Source organism: Micromonospora sp. KC606 (assembly GCF_004348675.1).
GTDB lineage: Bacteria > Actinomycetota > Actinomycetes > Mycobacteriales > Micromonosporaceae > Micromonospora.
This window is the reverse complement of sequence record NZ_SMKN01000039.1, coordinates 13,335-33,402: the sequence shown is the minus strand read 5'-3', so window position 1 is coordinate 33,402 and position 20,068 is coordinate 13,335. Positions and strand designations below refer to the sequence as shown.

The 20,068-nt window shown below is 72.3% G+C and carries 20 protein-coding genes and 1 pseudogene; 13 read left to right on the top strand and 8 right to left on the bottom strand.

The window, feature by feature from the left end; genetic code table 11:
* Positions 1-2 precede the first annotated feature (2 nt).
* The gene (locus E1193_RS11535; protein ID WP_243707512.1) at positions 3-701 is read left to right on the top strand and encodes a metal-dependent hydrolase; all 699 of its coding nucleotides are present in this window, start codon (positions 3-5) and stop codon (positions 699-701) included.
* 106 nt (positions 702-807) lie between these two features.
* Here the strand turns inward: E1193_RS11535 and E1193_RS11530 are convergent, their stop codons facing one another.
* The 3 genes from E1193_RS11530 to E1193_RS11520 form a co-directional block, all read right to left on the bottom strand.
* A complete protein-coding gene (locus tag E1193_RS11530; protein WP_132183006.1) occupies positions 808-1,446 on the bottom strand; it encodes an SRPBCC family protein in 639 nt (212 codons plus the stop codon).
* Complete coding sequence (locus E1193_RS11525) at positions 1,443-1,802, bottom strand: metalloregulator ArsR/SmtB family transcription factor (protein ID WP_132183004.1); 360 nt, start codon at positions 1,800-1,802, stop codon at positions 1,443-1,445. The genes E1193_RS11530 and E1193_RS11525 overlap by 4 nt, the downstream gene beginning before the upstream one ends.
* Before the next feature lie 167 nt (positions 1,803-1,969).
* Positions 1,970-2,398, bottom strand: coding sequence for a MarR family transcriptional regulator (locus E1193_RS11520; RefSeq protein ID WP_132183002.1), 429 nt, complete (start codon positions 2,396-2,398; stop codon positions 1,970-1,972).
* Positions 2,399-2,470: 72 nt separating this feature from the next.
* Here E1193_RS11520 and E1193_RS11515 point away from each other — a divergent pair, with 72 nt between their 5' ends.
* Positions 2,471-4,276, top strand: a complete 1,806-nt coding sequence (locus E1193_RS11515; RefSeq protein WP_132183000.1) for an ABC transporter ATP-binding protein — start codon at positions 2,471-2,473, stop codon at positions 4,274-4,276.
* Between the two features lie 49 nt (positions 4,277-4,325).
* On the opposite strand, the gene E1193_RS11510 is transcribed toward E1193_RS11515, so the two are convergent.
* Positions 4,326-4,628 (bottom strand): hypothetical protein, encoded by a 303-nt coding sequence (locus E1193_RS11510; protein WP_132182998.1) that lies wholly within the window; start codon positions 4,626-4,628, stop codon positions 4,326-4,328.
* Positions 4,629-4,984: 356 nt separating this feature from the next.
* On the opposite strand from E1193_RS11510, the gene E1193_RS11505 reads away from it, so the two are divergent.
* Positions 4,985-5,803 (top strand): NPP1 family protein, encoded by an 819-nt coding sequence (locus E1193_RS11505; RefSeq protein WP_132182996.1) that lies wholly within the window; start codon positions 4,985-4,987, stop codon positions 5,801-5,803.
* Positions 5,804-5,891: 88 nt separating this feature from the next.
* On the opposite strand, the gene E1193_RS11500 is transcribed toward E1193_RS11505, so the two are convergent.
* On the bottom strand, positions 5,892-6,878 hold the full coding sequence (locus tag E1193_RS11500; protein ID WP_207922664.1) for a non-reducing end alpha-L-arabinofuranosidase family hydrolase: 987 nt from the start codon (positions 6,876-6,878) through the stop codon (positions 5,892-5,894).
* A 163-nt stretch (positions 6,879-7,041) separates the two neighbouring features.
* Here E1193_RS11500 and E1193_RS11495 point away from each other — a divergent pair, with 163 nt between their 5' ends.
* The 10 genes from E1193_RS11495 (at position 7,042) to E1193_RS11450 (ending at position 16,635) form a co-directional block, all read left to right on the top strand.
* Positions 7,042-8,721, top strand: a complete 1,680-nt coding sequence (locus E1193_RS11495) for an extracellular solute-binding protein (RefSeq protein ID WP_132182992.1) — start codon at positions 7,042-7,044, stop codon at positions 8,719-8,721.
* A complete protein-coding gene (locus E1193_RS11490) occupies positions 8,718-9,749 on the top strand; it encodes an ABC transporter permease subunit (RefSeq protein WP_132182990.1) in 1,032 nt (343 codons plus the stop codon). Before E1193_RS11495 ends, E1193_RS11490 begins: the two co-directional genes overlap by 4 nt.
* Positions 9,746-10,669 (top strand): carbohydrate ABC transporter permease, encoded by a 924-nt coding sequence (locus tag E1193_RS11485; protein WP_132182988.1) that lies wholly within the window; start codon positions 9,746-9,748, stop codon positions 10,667-10,669. The genes E1193_RS11490 and E1193_RS11485 overlap by 4 nt, the downstream gene beginning before the upstream one ends.
* Before the next feature lie 152 nt (positions 10,670-10,821).
* A complete protein-coding gene (locus E1193_RS11480; protein ID WP_132182986.1) occupies positions 10,822-11,799 on the top strand; it encodes an aldo/keto reductase in 978 nt (325 codons plus the stop codon).
* On the top strand, positions 11,796-12,647 hold the full coding sequence (locus E1193_RS11475) for an amidohydrolase family protein (protein WP_132182984.1): 852 nt from the start codon (positions 11,796-11,798) through the stop codon (positions 12,645-12,647). The genes E1193_RS11480 and E1193_RS11475 overlap by 4 nt, the downstream gene beginning before the upstream one ends.
* On the top strand, positions 12,644-13,483 hold the full coding sequence (locus E1193_RS11470) for a fumarylacetoacetate hydrolase family protein (RefSeq protein WP_132182982.1): 840 nt from the start codon (positions 12,644-12,646) through the stop codon (positions 13,481-13,483). Before E1193_RS11475 ends, E1193_RS11470 begins: the two co-directional genes overlap by 4 nt.
* Entirely contained in the window at positions 13,483-14,829 is a 1,347-nt protein-coding gene (locus E1193_RS11465; protein WP_132182980.1) for an enolase C-terminal domain-like protein, read from the top strand. Before E1193_RS11470 ends, E1193_RS11465 begins: the two co-directional genes overlap by 1 nt.
* The gene (locus E1193_RS11460) at positions 14,819-15,574 is read left to right on the top strand and encodes an SDR family oxidoreductase (protein WP_243707510.1); all 756 of its coding nucleotides are present in this window, start codon (positions 14,819-14,821) and stop codon (positions 15,572-15,574) included. Before E1193_RS11465 ends, E1193_RS11460 begins: the two co-directional genes overlap by 11 nt.
* A gap of 179 nt (positions 15,575-15,753) precedes the next feature.
* The gene (locus tag E1193_RS11455) at positions 15,754-15,978 is read left to right on the top strand and encodes a hypothetical protein (RefSeq protein ID WP_132182978.1); all 225 of its coding nucleotides are present in this window, start codon (positions 15,754-15,756) and stop codon (positions 15,976-15,978) included.
* Positions 15,979-16,032: 54 nt separating this feature from the next.
* Positions 16,033-16,635 carry a DUF1349 domain-containing protein gene (locus E1193_RS11450; RefSeq protein ID WP_132182976.1) on the top strand — a complete coding sequence of 201 codons (603 nt, stop codon included), beginning with the start codon at positions 16,033-16,035 and terminating at the stop codon, positions 16,633-16,635.
* Positions 16,636-16,675: 40 nt separating this feature from the next.
* On the opposite strand, the pseudogene E1193_RS11445 reads toward E1193_RS11450, so the two are convergent.
* The 3 genes and pseudogenes from E1193_RS11445 to E1193_RS11435 all read right to left on the bottom strand — a co-directional run.
* Positions 16,676-17,782, bottom strand: a pseudogene (locus tag E1193_RS11445) (CaiB/BaiF CoA-transferase family protein); the annotation flags it as partial.
* Positions 17,783-17,965: 183 nt separating this feature from the next.
* Positions 17,966-18,154, bottom strand: coding sequence for a hypothetical protein (locus E1193_RS11440; protein WP_132182972.1), 189 nt, complete (start codon positions 18,152-18,154; stop codon positions 17,966-17,968).
* A gap of 369 nt (positions 18,155-18,523) precedes the next feature.
* Positions 18,524-20,068: a family 43 glycosylhydrolase gene (locus E1193_RS11435; protein WP_132182970.1), complete on the bottom strand. Its 1,545-nt coding sequence runs from the start codon at positions 20,066-20,068 to the stop codon at positions 18,524-18,526.

The window sequence follows — 20,068 nt, the reverse complement described above, 5'->3', positions numbered from 1 at the left end:
GGCTGGGTGGTTGCGCGCTGGCGGCGGGGCTCGGGGCGCGGCCGGCGGTGGGCGCAGTGGTGGTCGGCGCGGCGGTCACCGCCGGTGGGGCGCTGCTGCCCGACGTCGACCATCCCGGGTCGGTTGTCGCCCGGTCGCTGGGCCCGGTGACCCGGCTCATCGCCCGGGGCACGGCTGCGGGCGCGGCAGCGCTGCGGGCGGCCTCCTGCGGCTGCTGCGCGGGTCGGGGCGGGCACCGGGCGGTCACGCACACCCTGTTGTTCGCGGTGGCCGTGGGTCTGGTGGTGTCGCTGCTCTGCTGGGTCGGTGGGAACGTCGCCGCAGCGGCCGTCGCGGGGCTGGCCGCGGCGCTGGCGGTGCGCGGGGCGCTGCGCAGGCGCACCCGCGGGGCGTACGGTGCGACAGCAGCCGGGCTGTTCGTCGGGTTGATGGCAGCAGCGCTGCCCGGCCCGGTCGCCGGGTGGTGGTGGGTGGGTCTGCCGCTGGGGCTGGGCTGCCTGGTGCACTCCCTCGGCGACGCGTTGACCTTCACCCGGGTGCCCCTGCTGTGGCCGATCCGGATCGGAGGCTGCCGCTGGGCGCCGCTGGGCATGTGGGCCCCGCTGCGCTTCCGCACCGGATCGGCGGCAGAGCTGCTGCTGGTCGTGCCGGCGCTGATACTGCTGGGCGCAATCAGCGCCTGCACGCTCATCACCCCCTAGGCCCGACCACCTCGCCCCGCAGCTGCGACGTTCCTTGTGTCAGTACCCCCGGGCAGTTCGGGTCGCGGACGGAGCGCGTCGCCCCAGGCAACGCGGCGCCCATGGGTCAGGCCGGGACACCGGTGTACGCGGCGGTGGTGCGGGCGGCGGCGGCCCGCGCGGCGTCCGGGTCGGTGCCGCCGGCGACGCTGGCCTCGCCCCAGCAATCGCTGACCGCCGTCATGAACCGGCGACCCTCCTCGGAGCCCATCCACGCGGTGGCCTCCTCCGGCCTTACGCCTGCGCCGTCGGCGCGCAGGTGAGAGGCGAGTCCGAGCAGGCCCAGGTCCCAGCCGACGCCGACAGCGCCGGGGCCGAACTCGAGCCAGCGCTCGTCGTCGACGTGCGCGACGTGCTCCAACTCGAAGCGGGTGCGCTGCGGGCTCTCCGGGGTGAGCCGCACCTCGATCCAGCTGACCTCACCGCCGTACTCCCAGGTGGCGGCGAAGCTCGTGGGCGGGTCGCACCGCTGGACGGTGCCGCCCGCGTTGCCCTCGATCTGGTAGCGACCGCCCACCCGCAACTCACCGGAGATCGGCAGGAACCAGCGGGGGATGCGTGCGGCGTTGGTGCAGGCGTCCCAGACGTCCTCCAGGGGCGCGTCGTACGCCTGGCTGATGGTCAGCACGCGCGCCTCGCCGGCTTCCAGCGTGCGGGTGCCGACGGTGCGCCGTACGGCGCTGATCTGGTGGCTGACGTCCGTCATCGAGTGCTCCTGTCCTCGGTCGGTGGGTGTGCACGCCGTGCGCGTCGACCCCGGGCCAGTTCGGTGGCCAGGGCGTCCAGCTTCGGCGCCCAGAATCCGCGGAAGCCGGCGAGCCACTCGTCGACCTCCCGCAGCGGTCGCGGATCGACCGCGTACAGCCGGCGGGCGCCTTCGGGGCGGACCGTGGTGAAGCCGTTGTCCCGCAGCACCCTGAGGTGTTGGGATACGGCCGGCTGGGAGATGCCGAACTCCTCCTGGATCACCGCGCCGATCCCGCCGGCGGTCTGCTCGCCCTGGGCGAGCAGTTCCAGGATGCGGCGCCGCACCGGATCGCCGAGGACGTCAAACGCGTGCACCCACCATTCCTATCACTCGCGACTTATATAAGCAAAGCCTAAAACACAGCGTCGCCACGACGGATCGGCGATGTCGGCGGGAGCGGCGTGCGACGGATCGGCGATGTCGGCGGGAGCGGCGTGCGACGGATGACGACCTCAGCGGGGTCGAGCGCCGGTGGCGGCGGTCAGTCGCGCAGCGTGCGCAGGATGCGGGTCAAGTGGTCGCGGTCGGCGGGGGAGAGGTGGCCGAAGAAGCGTTGCGCCTCGGCGTCGCGCGCCGCGCGGATGGCCCGACCGACCTGTTTGCCCTCGTCGGTCAGCGTGACCAGGGTCGCGCGCCGGTCCGCCGGGTCGGGCCGGCGCGCGACGAGTCCGCGCTCCTCCAGCCCGTCGACGACCTCAGTGGCGGAGCGGGGCGCGATGTGCAGGTGGTCGGCGAGCGCGCGGAGCCGGATCGCGCCGTGCCGCCCGAGCACCGCGAGCGCGCGGGCGTGCCCGGGGTTGATCTCCCACGGTTCGAGGGTGCGCCGGGAGTGGTGGCGCAGCCGCCGGGCGACCGCCCAGAACAGCTCGGGAAGGCTCTCCTCGGGCGCGTCAGGTTCCTCGCCGGTCACCGGAATACGGTAGCAGAGCTTGTTGTTGCTCCCTCATGATGAGGTAACCTCAGCAAGTCGTCAGGAGGCCCCTTGGACACCATCCCCACCCACCGCCCCGGCCACGGCGGGACGCCCCGGAGCGTCAGCGCCGCCGAGAGGGCCCAGGCCCACGACGTCTCCCTTCGCCGCGTCGGCCGGCTCTTCACCGCCCACCGCGCCCCGCTGGCCACCGTCACCGCGATCATCGTGATCTCCTCGGTGCTCGCCATGGCCTCCCCGTTCCTGCTGCGCACGGTTATCGACCGCGCGCTCCCGGAGCGCGACCTGACCCTGCTGGCCCAACTGGTCGTCGGCATGGTCGCCGTCGCGGCGGTGACCGCCGTGCTCGGCGTGGTGCAGACCTGGATCGCCACCCGCGTCGGCCAACAGGTGATGCACCAGCTGCGTACCGACGTCTTCGCGCACCTGCAACGCCAGTCGATCGCCTTCTTCACCCGCACCCGCACCGGCGAGGTGCAGTCGCGCATCACCAACGACATCGGCGGAATGCAGTCCGTCGTCACCTCCACCGCCACCTCCATCGCGTCCAACCTGACCACGGCGGTGGCCACCGTGGTCGCGATGGTGGCGTTGTCCTGGCGGCTCACCCTGGTCTCGCTGGTCGTCCTGCCGCCGGCGATCTGGCTGGCCCGCCGGGTGGCCGTCATGCGCCGGGAGATCACCGCCCAGCTGCAGCGCGAGCTGGCCGACCTCAACGTCACCGTCGAGGAGGGGTTGAGCGTCAGCGGCGTACAGCTGGCCAAGACCCTCGGCGCCGGCCGCGCGCTCGCCGACCGGTTCGCCGCCTCCTCCGCCCGCCTCGTCGACCTCGAGCTCCGCTCCGAGCTGGCCGGCCGCTGGCGGATGGCCACCATGACCGTCGTCTTCGCGGCCATCCCCGCCGTCATCTACCTGGGCGCCGGGCTGCCCGGCACCGCCGGGACGCTCAGCATCGGCACCCTGGTCGCCTTCACGGCGTTGCAGGGCGGGCTGTTCCGGCCACTGATGGGGCTGCTCAACGTCGGCGTCCAGCTCACCGCCTCGCTGGCGCTGTTCGCCCGCATCTTCGAGTACCTCGACCTGCCGGTGGAGGTCGACGACCCGGCCGAGCCGGTCGAGATCGACCCGGCGCGGGTCCGCGGCCATCTGCGCGTCGAGGACGTCACTTTCAGCTACCCGGGCAGCGACACCGCCGCCGTGGCCGGCATCACCCTCGACGTCCCGGCCGGCACCAGCCTCGCCCTGGTCGGCGAGACCGGCTCCGGCAAGAGCACCCTCGCCGCCCTGATCAGCCGGCTGCACGACCCCGACAGCGGGCGCATCACCATCGACGGCGTCAACCTGCGCGACCTGCGCCTGGTCGACCTCGCCGCCGTCGTGGGCGTGGTCAGCCAGGAGACCTACCTGCTGCACACCACCGTGCGGGAGAACCTCCGGTACGCCCGCCCCGACGCCACCGACGCCGAGATCGAGCACGCGGCCCGCGCCGCGCGGATCCACGACCTGATCGTCGGCCTTCCCGACGGGTACGACACGACGGTCGGTTCGCGGGGCCACCGCTTCTCCGGCGGCGAGAAGCAGCGCCTGGCCATCGCCCGCACGTTGCTGCGCAACCCGCGCGTCCTGGTGCTCGACGAGGCCACCAGCGCGCTGGACACCGAGACCGAGCGGGCCGTGCAGCAGGCCCTGGACGCCCTCGCCGAGGGCCGTACGGTGATCACCATCGCGCACCGGCTTTCCACCATCCGGCACGCCGACCAGATCGCAGTGGTCGACCACGGCCGGATCGTCGAGTCCGGCACCCACGAGACGCTGCTGCGCCGTGCCGGCCGCTACGCGGCGCTGGCCGCCGCCTGACGCCGGGCGGTGGGCCGGGGCCGGTCGGGGCCCCCTCGCCCCGCGTCGGCTACCGGTCGGCCAGCGCCTCCGTGGCCACACCGGATTCGCGATGACCGCGCTGTCGAGCAGGGATGGCGGGTGCCACGATCAGCACGACGGCCGCCGAGGCGGCTACCCACACGGTCAGCCGGACCGGCCCCGCCACGGCGCTCTCCGACGGCGGTGGCAGCACCACCATGTTGACGGCCGCCCCGAGGGGAACGACCAGCGCCGCGAGAACTCCGACCGGGGCGGGACGCCGAATGGTGGCCCCCACCGCCCCGAGGGGCAATCCGCACACCACGCTGGCGGCCAGCCAGAAATGCACCACCCCGCCCCACGGGAGGGTCGCCGGCGAACAGCGACTCCGCCCGGTAGTAGACGACCGTGGCGGCGACCAGGGCGACACCTCCCGCCAGCGCCGCCACGAACATCCCAGTCCTCGGTCGCAGACTGCCGCTGACCAGCCAGCCCGCGGCCACGGCCGCTGCGGCCCACGCCCCGATGAAGACCGTGCGGCAGGCCGGGCTGCGCAATCACCGCCGGTCGCCCCGGTGTGACCCGGAGGTGACGTCCTGTCCATCAGATGGCGGCAGTTCAGGACATCGACGTATGGATGTCTGGCGCTCGACAGGATCGGCGGCGAGACTCTTTCCCCATCTGGGCCAGAGATGAGGAGTCATCGATATGACCGATTCGGTACCGCTCTCCGCCACCGACTCCGGGCCCGGCCGGCGGCGGAGAGCGAGGACGCGGCACGCCCTGCGGCTGCTGGTCGCCGTGGCCGGCGCCGTCGCAATGGTCGTCGCCGGGGCGGGTGTCGCCCTCGCCACCACGCACGCGAGACTGCCGGGCAACGCGGACGCGGCGGAGCGGAAGTGGCAACCCGCCTACGACTACGACACCGATGGTTGCTACCCCGCTCCGGCGGTCGGCCCGGACGGGACACTCAACGGCGGACTCAAGCCGACCGGATCGCTCACCGGCCAGTGCCGCGACCGGTCGGACCTGGACAACGCCAACGGGTACTCACGGCACGCCTGCAACAACGGCTGGTGCGCCTACGCGTACGCCCTCTACTTCGAGAAGGACCAACTCCTGGCCAACGTCCGCAGCGGGCACCGGCACGACTGGGAGCACGTCGTGGTCTGGGTGCAGAACGACCAGGCCCGCTACGTGGCGACCTCCGCCCACGGCGACTTCACCGTCCACGCCACCGCCCAGGTCCGCTGGGACGGCGCCCACCCGAAGATCGTCTACCACAAGGATGGCGCCGGGTCGCACGCCTTCCGCCTCGCCAACGCCGGCGACGACCCGCCGGAGAACCACCACGGAGCCTGGCACCGCCCGACGCTGGTCGGCTGGAACGGCTACCCCGCCGGGGTGCGGGAGAAGCTGAGCAACGCCGACTGGGGCAGCGCCAACTTCGACCTGAAGGACAGCAACTTCGCCGGCATGCTGCGCAAGGCGCTGCCCGGCGGCATCCCGTTCAACCCGAACGCGTAGGACCGGTCCGGGAACCCGCTGGCCGCCAAGGGGGTTTCCGGATCCGCGGCGACCCGACCGGTTCGGTCCGCCCTGTCCCGTACCGTGGTCACTCGCCGCCGGTGCGGGTCAGCAGTCCGATCCGCCAGGGCAGCAGCGCGTACGGCGTCCCCTCCACATCAACGCCCGGGTCCAGGCCCTGGTACAGCAGCTGCAGCCGCTGGGGGTCGATCTCCATGCGTTCGTCGTGTCCAGCCCGGACGAGTTCGCCGTGACTGATGTCGGTGGATCGCCCGCCGGCGGGGAAGAGCACGTGGCTGTGGTGGGCGAACGCGTGGTCGTCGGTGCCGTGGCGCGTCCACGGCCCGTCGAGGCGGTCCGCCGTCCAGGCCCGGTAGCACCGGTGCCCCCGGGAGTCGAAGCCCTCGACGATCGTCAGGTAGGTGTCGGTGCCCCGGACCTTGTATGTCGCGCTGCCCTCGTAGCAGTTCTCCCGGGAGTCGGCGATGGCGACCTCCGGCGCCCCGAACCCGTGCGGGAAGTCCGCCACCGAGGTCCGTGACCGGTAGAGGAACCCGTTGTCGTCGGTGAAGAACAGGTAGCAGTGGCCCTCGTCGGCGATCACCCAGAAGTCGAGCCACCCTTGGGCGAGCAGGGACGGCTGCTCGGCGAAGAAGCCGCGCGGCGCCGTCCAGGTGTCCGGGCGGGTCGGGTCGTCGGTGACCGAGTAGGCCGGTGCGCCCTGCTGGTAGACCAGGTACCACATGTCCTGGGGTGAGAAGTAGAACAGCTGCGGCGCGGCCATGTACGTGTCGCCGATGTGCGGGTTCTGATCCAGGTGGTACAGCGGTGCGGACGGGGCCTCGGACCAGTCGGCGAAGCTGGTGTGGAAGACGCGCCAGGCGCCCGAGGTGTCGGCCGAGGTGCCGTACACGATCCAGCGGTCCCGCCACCGCACCACCGTGGGGTCCTTGACCGACACGACGGGGTGCGCCGGGTCGGGTCGGGGAGTGATCAGCACGTCGCTGGACCGCCAGGTCACGCCGGCCCACGAGCTGATGGATCGGCCGGTGGCCGCGGATCGCCGGCGCGTCACGCCTGGAACCTCCCTGGTGGGCAACCGAGTCCGCCGAGGCATCTGAGTCGCCGGACCTCTTGTGGGAGCGTTCGATCGTCCCTTAGTTTGTTTGCTATCCAGACCAACTATTCACTATAGCCGTGTGCATCCTCTCGACACCGCCCTTCTCGAAGGGGAACCGATGACATCTCCGAACTCCGGCGCGGGAGCCTCGCGCCGCAACTTCCTCGGCCTCGTGGGCCTGGGCACCGCGGCGGTCGCCGGCGGCCCGCTGCTGGCCGGGTGCAGCGAGAAGCCCGCCGGTTCCGGCGGCGCGCAGAACCTCGACAAGTTCGCCGACCTCCTGCCGACGCACAAGGACCTGGCGCTGAACCTCACGCCGGACGTCAAGGGCATCCGCCCCGTTCCGGACGGCTACTCCAAGTACCCCAGCACGCTCGTCGACGCGATAACCGACAAACCGGGGACCAGCGGCACCCAGGTCACCGCGATGACCCCGGCGTGGGGCCCGGCCCCGCCCGGCGCCGCCCAGAGCGCCTACCTGCAGGCGGTCAACGCGGAACTGGGCACACCGGTCAACTTCACCATCCAGGACGGCAACACGTACGCCGACAAGCTCAACGCGATGCTCGGCGCCCGGGACGTCCCCGACCTGCTGTGCGTGCCGGGCTGGGAGGTGGAGAAGATCCCGCGCTTCTCCGAGGCCATCAAGGTCCTCTTCGAGGATCTCACCGACCACCTCAAGGGCGACGCGGTCAACGCGTACCCGATGCTGGCCACCTTCCCGACCGGCTCCTGGCGCAACGCCCTGTGGAACGAGCGGTTGATGGCGGTGCCCAACCCCACCGACGGGCCGTTCCCCTGGGCGCTGTTCACCCGCAAGGATCTGCTCGACGAGCGGAGCCTGGCCGTACCGAAGAACCTCGACGAGCTGCTCACCATGGCCAAGCAGGTCACCGACCCGGCCAAGAAGGTGTGGGCGTTCAGCGATGCCTTCGCCATGATCCAGATGTTCCACAAGGTGCCCGGCTCCAAGCAGGGCTGGCGGCTGAAGTCCGACGGGACGCCGGAGTTCAAGTACGAGACCCCGGAGTTCCGGCAGGCGCTGGAGGTGATGGCCAAGATCTACAAAGACGGTCTGGTCCACCCCGATCTCGTCGCCAGCAAGGGCGCGGACGCCGCCCAGCTGTTCGCCAAGAGTGGCCAGGTCGTCTTCCACCAGGCCGGCGTCGGTTTCTGGCAGGGTGCCCAGGCCGAGCACCAGAAGACCAACCCCAAGCTCAACATCCAGCCGGTGCCCGTCTTCTCCGCCACCGGCGGCGACCCCCTCGTCTGGGGCGACGACGAGCCGATCTCCTACACCTTCATCAAGAAGGGCCTCGCCAAGGAGCGGGTCGAGGAGCTGCTGAGGATCATCAACTGGTGCTCCGCGCCGCTGGGCACCCAGGAGGCGCAGCTGCGTGACTTCGGGGTGGAGGGCAAGCACCACACCCGGACCCCGAACGGCCCGGTCAAGACCGACCTGGCGTTCAAGGAGATCGCCAACCAGTTCTTCTTCATCAGCGGCCGTAACCCGACGGTCGGGCCCTTCCCCGACACTCCCAACCTCCTCCAGAGCCTCCTGGCGTACTCCAACGACATGGTCAAGTACCTGGAGAAGGACCCCTGGGACGGGGTGAAGCTGGAGATGCCGGCCAGCTACAAGGCCAACCAGGTGCCCATCGAGGACAAGTTCACCGATGTCCTGCGCGGGCGCCGGCCGCTGTCCGACGTCGACGCCATCGTGGCGGAGTGGAAGGCCAACGGGGGTGAGGAGGCGAGGCAGTTGCTCGCCGGTTCGCTGCCCAAGGCTGGCCGATGACCGCACGCAACACCACCGTCGCGGCCGGGTCCGACCGGACCCGGCCCGACGGGTCGACCCCACCGGCGCCGGCCCCCCGCCGCACCGGCCGCCGCAGGCCCCAGTCGCTGCGGGCCCGGCTGCGCCGCGACTGGCAGCTGCTGGCCATGGTCGCGCCCGGCTTCGTCATCCTGCTGGTCTTCAGCTACGTGCCGATCCTCGGTAACGTCATCGCCTTCCAGGACTACAACCCCTACCTCGGGGACAACCCGTTCCAGGCGTTCGTGAGCAGCAACTGGATCGGGTTCGGTCAGTTCCAGCTGCTCTTCGAGGACCCGGCGTTCTGGGACGCGTTCCGCAACACCCTGGCGATCACCGCGTTCCAGCTGGTCTTCTTCTTCCCGCTGCCGATCGCCCTGGCGATCATGCTGCACAACCTGCTCTCCAGCCGGCTGCGCGGCTTCGTCCAGACCATCGTGTACCTGCCGCACTTCTTCAGCTGGGTGCTGGTCGTCAGCTTCTTCGTCGCCATGCTCGGCGGCGCCGGCCTGCTGGCCCAGACCATGCGCGAGGCCGGGCTCCAGCCGTGGAACATCATGACCAACCCGGACACCTTCATCATCCTGGTCACCGTCGAGGCGGTGTGGAAGGACGTCGGCTGGGGCACCATCGTGTTCCTCGCCGCCCTGTCCACCATCGACCAGAGCCTCTACGAGGCGGCGGCGGCCGACGGTGCCGGGCGGTGGCGGCGGCTGTGGCACATCACCCTGCCCGGCCTGCGGCCGGTGATCGTGCTGCTGCTCATCCTGCGTCTGGGCGACGCGCTCTCCGTCGGCTTCGAGCAGTTCCTCCTGCAACGCGACGCCGTCGGCCGGCAGGCCGCCGAGGTGCTCGACACCTTCGTGTACCACTTCTCCATCGCCACCGGAAACTACGGCTACGGCGCCGCGGCCGGCCTGTTCAAGGCCGCGGTCGGGCTCTGCCTGATCCTGGCCGCCAACCGGGTCGCGCACAAGCTCGGCGAACGAGGGATCTACTCAAAGTCATGACCGAGACCGTCGTCCAGAAGTCACGCCCGGCACGCGACCACCGGCCGGTGTGGGAGGAGAAACCGACCCTGGTCGGCCAGGGCCTCAAAGCCGTCCTGCTCGCCCTGCTGGTCCTCGGCGTGCTGTTCCCGCTCTGGGTGATCCTGGTGACCAGCCTGTCCTCCCGCGAGACCATCGCCGAGGCCGGCGGGCTCGTCGTCATCCCCAAGGGGATCGACGTCTCCGCGTACGAGACGATCTTCGCCGGTGGCGCCGTCACCCGCGCGCTGTGGATCAGCACCCTGGTCACCGTCATCGGCACCGCCGTGGCGCTCACCGTCACCGTCCTCGCCGCCTACGGCCTGTCCCAACCACGCTCGCTGGGCTACCGCTGGCTGCTGGCGTACTTCCTGCTGCCGTTCCTGATCTATCCGCCCCTGGTGCCCAAGTACCTCGTGGTGACCGGGCTCGGCCTCAAGGACACCATCTGGGCGCTGATCCTGCCGCCCGCGATCAGCGTGTTCAACCTGGTCGTCGTCCGCGGCTTCTTCCAGGGCATCCCCCAGGAACTGGTCGACAGCGCCCGCATCGACGGCGCCAGCCACTTCCGTACCCTGACCCGAATCGTGCTGCCGCTGTCCCGCGCGGTCGTCGCCGTCGTCGGCCTGTTCTACGCGGTCACCTACTGGAACGTCTGGTTCGACGCGCTGCTGTTCATCGACCGCAACGACATGTACCCGATTCAGCGCGTGCTGCAGAGCTACCTGCTGGCCGGGCAGGCGCCGCACACCTCGGGCGGCACCACGGGGGTGACCATGCCCCCCACCGAATCGATCAAGATGGCGGTGGTCATCCTCACGGTCGCGCCGATCGTCGCCGTCTACCCCTTCATCCAGCGCCACTTCATCAGGGGCGTCCTGATCGGCGCCGTGAAGGGCTGACCGTGCCCGGGGCGGCAGCGCCGCCCCGGGCACCGGAGGGCGGCGCCGGAACCACCGCGGTCCTCGGTGGCGCCGGCCCGCCGCTCCCGGTACGGCGCGCCGGCCACCGGCGGGGCACGGCGCGGAGGAATCTCTCACGACAGGAGGGCGGGGTGCAGGCCACCCAACTGGTCCCGCTGGGGCGTACCGACGTGCGGGTGACCCGGCTCGGCCTCGGGCTGGCCCCGATCGGCGGGATGTTCACCACCGTCGGCGACGAGCCCGCCCGGGCCACCGTCGAGGCCGCCTGGCGCCTCGGGTTGCGCTACTTCGACACCGCGCCCCTGTACGGGTGCGGGCTGTCCGAGCGCCGGGCCGGGGCGGTCCTCGCCGGCCGGCCCCGGGCGGAGTTCACCCTGTCCACCAAGGTCGGCCGGCTGCTGGTGCCGGGCGAGGGCCGAGGCCAGGAATTCTGGGCCGAGCCGAGCGGCCTCGTCCCGACCTTCGACTTCTCCGCCGCCGGGGCGCTGCGCTCGCACGCCGAGAGCCTGCAGCGGCTCGGCCTAAAGCGGATCGACATCGCCTACCTGCACGACCCCGACGACCACGTCGGCGAGGCGATGGCGGGGGCGTACCCGGCGCTGGCGCGGTTGCGTGCGGCCGGCGAGATCGGCGCGGTCGGCGTGGGCATGAACCAGGCGCCGACGCTTGCCGACCTGGCCCGCGCCGGCGACTTCGACTGTGTGATGCTCGCCGGGCGGTACACCCTGCTCGACCAGTCCGGGCTGGACACCCTGCTGCCACTCTGCCGGAGTCGGGGCGTCGCGGTGGTCGCCGCCGGCGTCTACAACTCCGGCCTGCTCGCCGACCCGCGACCCGGCGCTCCCTACGACTACGCCCCGGCCGGCCGGGAGCTGGTCGAGCGGGCGACGGCGATCCGCGCCGTGTGTGACCGGTACGGGGTGCCGTTGCGGGCCGCGGCGATCCAGTTCCCCCTCGGGCATCCGGCGGTCACCAGCGTGGTGGTCGGTGCCCGCGACCCGGGGCAGGTCGCCGACAACCTGGCGATGTTCGAGTGGGACATCCCCGGAGAACTCTGGGCCGGCCTCAAACGGGCCGGTCTCCTGCCGGAGGAGGTGCCCACGCCGTGATCATCGACGCCCACCACCACCTGTGGTCCGCCCGGCACGCCGGCTGGCTCGACGCGCCCGGCCTGGAGCGGATCCGCCGCGACTACACCCTCGCCGACCTCGCCCCGCACCTGGCCGAGACCGGGGTCACGGCCGGTGTGCTGGTCGAGGCCGCCCGCTGCGAGCCGACCGAGACCGCCGAGTTCCTCTCCCTCGCCGCCGGCACCCCGTTGGTCGCCGGCGTCGTCGGCTGGGTGTCCCTGACCGACCCCGACCTGCCCGCCACCCTCGCCCGATACCGGCGGCTGCCCGGTGCGGCGAAGCTGGTCGGCGTCCGCGACCAGGTGCAGGCGGTCACCGACCCGGCGTACCTCGCCCGGCCCGAGGTACGCCAGGCCCTGTCCCGCATCGGCGCGGCCGGGCTCACCTACGACCTCGTCGTCCACGTCGGGCAGCTGGCCGCCTGCGCCGAGGCGGCCCGGGCCACGCCGGGCACCACCTTCGTCCTGGACCACCTCGGCAAACCCCGGATCGCCGACGGCCCCGCGGCGCTCGCCCGGTGGCGGGCCGCCGTCGCGCCACTGGCCGGCTGCGACAACGTCGTCGCGAAGCTCTCCGGCCTGCTGACCGAGGCCGGCCCGACGTGGAGCGCCGACGCCATCCGGCCGTACGTCGACACCGCCGTCGAACTGTTCGGCCCCGACCGGCTGATGGTCGGATCCGACTGGCCGGTGTGCGAGCTGGTCGCCTCGTACGACCAGGCGTGGCAGGCCCTCCGCTCCTGCCTGGCGCGGCTCTCCTGCGACGAGCGGTCGGCCGTCCTCGGCGGCACCGCCATCCGTACCTATCGACTGGAGGTTGGTTCGTGAGACTCATGCGGGTGGGACCGGCGGGGGCGGAGCGACCCGTGCTGTTGACCGAGGGCCGCCACCTCGATCTGAGCCCGATCACCGACGACATCGACCCGGCGTTCTTCGCCGCAGACGGGCTGCGCCGCGTCGCCGAGGACACCGACCTGCCGGAGATCGACATCACCGGCCAGCGGATCGGGTCTCCCATCGCCCGACCGGGGGTGATCCTCTGCGTGGGACAGAACTACGCCGCGCACGCCGCCGAGTCCGGCGCCCCGCCCCCGGCCACCCCGATCGTCTTCTACAAGGCCCCCAACACCGTGGTCGGCCCACACGACGACGTGCTCATCCCCCGCGGCTCGACCAAGACCGACTGGGAGGTGGAACTCGGCGTGGTGATCGGCCGGCGCGCCCGCTACCTCTCCTCACCCCGGGACGCTCTCGCCCACGTCGCCGGTTTCGTCTGCGCCAACGACGTCTCCGAACGCGACTTCCAGCTCGACCGGTCCGGCGGGCAGTGGTCCAAGGGCAAGTCCTGCGAGACCTTCCAACCACTCGGACCGTGGCTGGTCACCCCCGACGAGGTCGCCGACCCGCAGGCGCTGCGGCTGCGGTCCTGGGTCAACGGCGAACCCCGGCAGGACTCCACCACCGCAGACATGATCTTCGACGTGGCGTACCTCGTCTGGCACCTGTCGCAGTACACCGTCCTGGACCCGGGCGACCTCGTCAACACCGGCACCCCACCGGGCGTGGCCCTGTCCGGACGCTTCCCCTACCTGCGCCCGGGCGACGTCATGGAAATCGAGATCGACGGTCTCGGCCGGCAGCACAGCACCCTGCGGAACGCCTGATGGCCGTCATCGTCGCCGTCGACACCTACGACGTGCGGTTCCCCACCGCGCAGGTGAGCGCCGGCTCCGACGCCATGAACCCCGACCCCGACTACTCCGCCGCCTACCTCGTCCTGCGCACCGACTCCGGCCCGGACGGGCACGGCTTCACGTTCACCATCGGTCGGGGCAACGACATCTGCCGCGCCGCGATCGAGGCCCTCACCTCCTTCGTCGTCGGCGTCGATCCGGACACCGTCGACCTCGGCGCGTTCGCCCGGAGCCTCACCCACGACTCGCACCTGCGCTGGCTCGGCCCCGAGAAGGGCGTCGTGCACCTCGCCGCCGGCGCGGTCATCAACGCGATGTGGGACCTGGTCGCCAAGCGGGCCGGCAAACCGGTCTGGCGCTACCTCGCCGACCTCGACCCCGAACAGATCGTCGACCTGGTCGACTGGCGCTACCTGACCGACGCCCTCACCCCGTCCGAGGCGCGGGACCTGCTGCGGGCCGCCGCACCCGGCCGTGCGGCGCGGACCGCGCGGCTCCAGCAGCACGGATACCCGGCGTACACGACCTCCCCTGGCTGGCTGGGGTACGACGACGACAAGGTCGTCCGACTCGCGAAGCAGGCGGTGGCGGACGGCTTCCGCCAGATCAAGCTGAAGGTCGGAGCTGACCGCGACGACGACGTACGACGGATCCGGGCGGCCCGGGCGGCGGTCGGACCGCACGTGCGGATCGCGGTCGACGCCAACCAGCGGTGGGACGTCGCCGAGGCGGTGAGTTGGATGCGCGCGCTGGCCCCCTACGACCCGTGGTGGATCGAGGAGCCGACCAGCCCCGACGACATCCTGGCCCACGCCGCGGTCCGCGCCGCCCTCGCCGACGCCGCCCCCGACGGCGGCCCGATCCGGGTCGCCACCGGCGAGCACGGCCAGAACCGGGTGCTGTTCAAGCAGCTCCTGCAGGCCGGCGCGGTCGACGTCGTGCAGATCGACGCCTGCCGGGTCGGCGGAGTCAACGAGAACGTGGCCATCCTGCTGCTCGCCGCGAAGTACGGGGTGCCGGTCTGCCCGCACGCCGGTGGCGTCGGACTCTGCGAACTCGTGCAACACCTGGCGATGTTCGACTTCGTCGCGGTCTGCGGCAGCACCCGGGACCGGGCCATCGAGTACGTCGACCACCTGCACGAGCACTTCCGCACCCCGGTCGTGCTGCGCGACGGCCACTACCTGGCCCCGACCGCGCCGGGATTCTCCGCCGAGTTGCACCCGCGGAGCATCGCCACCTACGCGTATCCGGACGGCCCGGCCTGGCGTCGACCAGCGGCGCCGGCGGGGGAGGGGGAGGATCGTGAGATGTGACGGACTGGTCGCGGTGGTCACCGGGGGCGGTTCCGGGATCGGCCACGCCTGCACCGAGGCGCTGCTCGCTGCGGGGGCCCGGGTGGGCGTGCTCGACGTGGATCCGTCGGGAGCGCCGCGACACCCCGGGGTCCACCCGGTATCCGCGGACGTCGCTGACCGGGCCGGGGTCACCGCCGCTGTCGACGCCGTGGCCGAGGCGTTCGGTGGCCTCGACATCGTGGTCAACAACGCCGGGATCTCGGCGATCGGCGGCGTCGAGGAGAACGACGACGAGCAGTGGGCGCGCGTGCTGGACGTCAACGTCACCGGGGTGGCCCGCACCACCACCGCGGCGCTGCCGTACCTGCGTCGCTCGTCGCACGCCGCGATCGTCAATGTCTCGTCCGTCGCCGCCGGCGCCGGACTGCCCCGCCGTGCCCTCTACTCCGCCTCCAAGGGCGCCGTGCACGCGCTGACCCTCGCCATGGCCGCCGACCTGGTGGGTGAGGGCATCCGGGTCAACTGCGTGGCCCCGGGCACAGTGGACACCCCGTGGGTGGCGCGGCTGCTCGCCGCCGCTCCCGATCCGCAGGCCGAACGGCGGCGGCTCGCCGCCCGCCAACCCACCGGCCGACTGGTCACCGCAGGGGAGGTCGCGGCAGCCGTGGTCTATCTCGCCTCACCGGCGGCCGGCGCGGTCACCGGAACCTCGCTGGCCGTCGACGGCGGCATGGCGGGTCTGCGGATGCCGGCCCGGAGTTGACCGGACCCGGCGCTGGCCCGTGCGGGGGAACGATACACGTGCGTCGACCCAAGCCGATTGCGCAATGTAAGTCAGGTGCTACCATCCGTCACGACCCTGGGTGGGGCGCGTCCTTTTCGTGCCCGGACCGTTGCCGTCACGCCTCCGATCGGCCGCTCCTCGGCTGGTACGGTCGCCAGGTGAACGTCGAAGAACACTGGTGGAATGGGGACGCCACGCCTCGGGGGCGTCGTGACGTGTACATCCGAACCGACGGGCGGCGCTGGGAGGTCCAGGCGCAGATCGGTGGGGCGCAGGGCCGTTCCGAGGTGTTGGAGTGTGCCAGCCGCAGCTCGGCGAGCATCCTCGCGGACTCCTGGCGGGCCGGCGGACAGGGCTGGCGCGAGCTTCGCCGCTCGGCGTAGGCGCCTGCGCCACGTCGCGGGCGGTACGTTTACCCGCACGCGAGGGAGGGTCGGATGACGATCGGGGTTGCGGGTCTTCCGCCACTGGCCTGGGTGCCGCAGAACGGCGAGGGCTCTTTCGACGAAGAACGCGGTGAGCTGGTGCTCGTGGCGGTCGCGGGCGTCGACTGGACGAACGACCCCCTGGGTGGCGGGCGGCAGCACCGGGCATCGGCGCTGAGCTTCGAGGCTCCCGCCGAGTTCACCCTCTCGGCGCGGGTGCGCGTGGACCCGCCGCGGACGACGTTCGACGCGGGCGCGCTGGCCGTCTGGGTCGACGAGGATCACTGGGCGAAGGTCTGTTTCGAGTGGTCGCCGGCGGGTCAGGCGATGGTGGTCAGCGTCGTGACGAACGACTCGTCCGACGACTGCAACTCCAGCGTCGTGGTGGCGGCCGACGTGTGGCTGCGGATCACCCGGACCGGAGCCGCCTGGGCCTTCCACGCCTCGCCCGACGGCGTGCTCTGGCACTTCGTCCGGCTGTTCCGGCTGGCCTCCCGGCGGCCCGCCCGAGTCGGTTTCCTGGCCCAGGCTCCGCTCGGCGACCGGTGCGTCGTCCGCTTCGACCAGATCAGGCTCGCCGCAAAGGCGCCGGCCGACCTCCGGGACGGATCCTGACGGTACCCTGCGCCGCTCCGGTCACCGCAGCGGGCGCGGGTCACGACCGTGACGGCCACCCCGCCAGCACGGCCGCCACGTCCAGCAGGTCCCGCCGCGGGTTCGGCGCCGGCCGCGGCACCGCCGCCGGGGTTCGCCCGAACCGGGGGGCCGGCGCGGGCTGCACCTCCCCGCCGACGGTGACGAAGGTGCCCCGAACGGCGTTGTGCGGGTGTCGGTGCGCCTCGGTGGGGGCGAGCACCGGTGCCACGCACGCGTCGAGGCCGGCGAAGACCTCAGCCCACTCGTCCCGGGTGCGTTCGACGAACCGGTCGGTGAACCGGCGGCGCAGCCGAGGCCAGCCGTTCGGGTCGTACTGGGCGGGCAGCTCCTCGTCGGCCAGGCCGAGGCCGGTCAGCAGCGCCGCGTAGAACGCCGGTTCCAGCGCACCGACGGCCATGAACCCGCCGTCGGCGGTGCGGTACGTGTCGTAGAACGGGACGCCGCCGTCGAGCAGGTTGCCGCCACGCGGCGCGGGCCACATCCCGGCGCTGATCATGCCGTGCAGGAAAGCGGTGAGCAGCGCCGAACCGTCGACCATCGCGGCGTCGACGACCTGGCCGACGCCGGAGCGTTCCCGCTCCAGCAGCGCGGCCAGCACGCCGACGGCGAGCAGCATCCCGCCACCGGCGAAGTCGCCGAGCAGGTTCAGCGGGGCGTGCGGGCGTTCTCCGGCCCGGCCCAGCGGCTCCAGCGCACCGGCCACCGCAAGGTAGTCGATGTCGTGACCGGCCCGGTGGGCCAACGGGCCGTCCTGGCCCCAGCCGGTCATCCGGGCGTACACCAGGCGGGGGTTGTGCTCCCGGCAGGTGTCCGGCCCGACACCGAGCCGCTCGGCCACCCCCGGCCGGTACGCCTCGACCAGCACGTCGGCGCGTTCCACGAGGCGCAGCAGGTCGGCCACCCCGTCGGGCGACTTCAGGTCCAGGGCCACGATCCGCCGGTTGCGCTGCAAGGGCCCGGCCGTCGGGGCGGCGAGCGGGCCGGCGACCGGGGTGGGCCGATCGACGCGGACGACATCGGCACCGAGGTCGGCCAGCACCATGCAGCCGAAGGGAGCCGGCGCGAGACTGGCCAGCTCCACGACGCGAACCCCAGCAAGGGGACCGAGGCGTCCGCCGGCTCCACTCCCGGTGACGGCGCGTGGGCTGACGCGACCCTCACCGGCTCGTCGACGGTTGTCCCGATCACGCCCGGGGGAGAGGCCCCGCTCGTACTCGACCACGGTTGGAGTCTCGCCGATTCGCCGCCCCACGTCGAACTCCCGGGCCATGTCGGCGCCAAGTGCCCGCTACGGCGACAGGAACGTCCGGGCTCGGGCGTGGCGGGCTGGCGCCTCGTGGTCTCGCCCGAGTGCGGCGGCGAGGTCGTTGAGATCCTCCATTGTCGGCACCAGACCGACCCTGGTCGACACCCAGGACATGTTGTAGACGCCGTAGTCGTGCGGCGGGTCGATCAAGCCGTTCAGCGACTCGTGCATCCGCGAGTGCGGCCCCCTGACACGTGGTCCGGCCGGGAACTCCGTGTGCCGCGCACGCGCACGCGCAGTGACATTCCGGGTGATGTGCTTCTCGGCCGTGCCCCATCTGCCCGGCCCGACCGGTGCAGGCGGCACCGACCGCCGACGTGGGCGTCATCCTGCCACCACCGTTGATCCGGCCCGGTTCAGGACGCCCCGCGCGGCGACGCCGACGTGGTCGCGCCGAGGAGGCCCCGGCGGCCGTGGTCAGGGAGCTGCGCGACCCGCTGGCCCGCTGGCCCGCTGACCGGCGTGCCGCCCCGGGCACCCGGGGCGGCACGTCCGCGCGGCACGTGCCGCCCCGAGCAGAGGCGGGGCGACCCGTCGTCGCTAGCTCAGCACGAAGGTGGTGGCGCGTCCGGCCAGGGCGCCGACCGTCAGCCGTCCGCGTTCGTGCCGCAGGTACGCGCCGGCGTCCGCGGCGAGCTGCACCGCGACACCGCCTCTGCCCTGCGGCACCCGGCGGAAGCTCGCCGAGGTCGCCTCGGCGCTGCCGGCCGTCACCGGGTCGATCCGCACGACGCCGTCGACCACCCGGACGTACCGGTCGGGGAAGTTGACCGACTGGATCGACTCGGTGTCCTCGCCGGCCAGGCCCGGCACGAACCGGAACTGGCTGTCGGCCAGCTCACGGACCCCGGTGTCCACCCGCAGCACGTACTCGTAGTGGCGCAGGAACGCCCGGGACGCGTCGGCGGGGGAGAGTCGTACGATCGGGCCGCCCTCGCCGACGGGCACCCCGAACAGCGGGGAACCGTCGGAGTGCCAGTACAGCTTCTGCACCCGGGCGTGCCGGTTCGGGTCGTACAGCGGGTCGCCGGTGATGTCCCGGTAGTCCCGGGCGTGGTAGACCAGCACGTCGGTCACCCCGTCCTCGGCGACGGTGAACGAGTTGTGCCCCGGCCCGAAGCGCTTCGTCCGCTCGTGGGTGACGAACACCGGCTCCGGCGTTTTCACCCACGAGGCGTTGTCGAGCAGGTTCGCCTCGGCGTCGGCGGTCAGCAGCCCCATGCAGTAGCGGGAGTCGGTCGCGCTGGCGGAGAAGGTCATGAAGACCCGTCCGTTGCGGATGAGCACGGCCGGGCCCTCGTTGACCGTGAAGCCCTGCTTCTCCCAGCCCCGGGTGGGGGTGGCGATGCGCACCGGCTTGGTCCGGATCGACCAGGGGGTGTCCATCTCCGCGATGTACAGGTTCGTGCCGGTCAGCTCCGGCTCTGCCTGCGCCCACACCAGGTACCGGCGACCCCGGTGGGCGAAGGTCGTCGCGTCGAGGGAGAAGTCCTCCCACTCGGTGGCGATTTGGCCGCGCAGTCGCCAGCCGGCCGGGTCCCGGGGGTCGGCCAGCGCGGACTCCAGCACGTACATCCGAATCCGGAAGACGTTGTCGGAGTCCCCGGCGGCGAAGTAGATGTACCAGCGGCCGTCGATGCGGTGCAGCTCCGGGGCCCAGATGTGCCCACCCATCTTTCCGCTCGCGGGCCGCCGCCAGATGACCGACTCGGGGGCGGTGGTGAGGCCGGCGATGGTGGGCGCGCCCCGCACGACGATCCGGTCGTACTCGGGCACCGAGCCGGTGAAGTAGTACGTCCCGTCCACCGGCAGGGTGATGAACGGGTCGGCCCGCTGCCGGATCAGCGGGTCGACGGTGGTGACGCCGTAGACCTCGGCGTCGGGGCGGACGGGCACCGGCCGGGGGGCGGCTGTCGCCCCGAGGCGCGGCGGAGCGGCGGTGGCCGCCGGGGCGGCGGGAGCGGCGGTGGTCCCCGGGGCGGCGGGAGCGGCGGTGGCCGCGGAGGTGAGCCCGCCGACCAGGCCGGTCGCCGCCACACCCAGGCTGCCGCGCAGCAGGTTACGTCGGCTCAACGCGTATGTCAT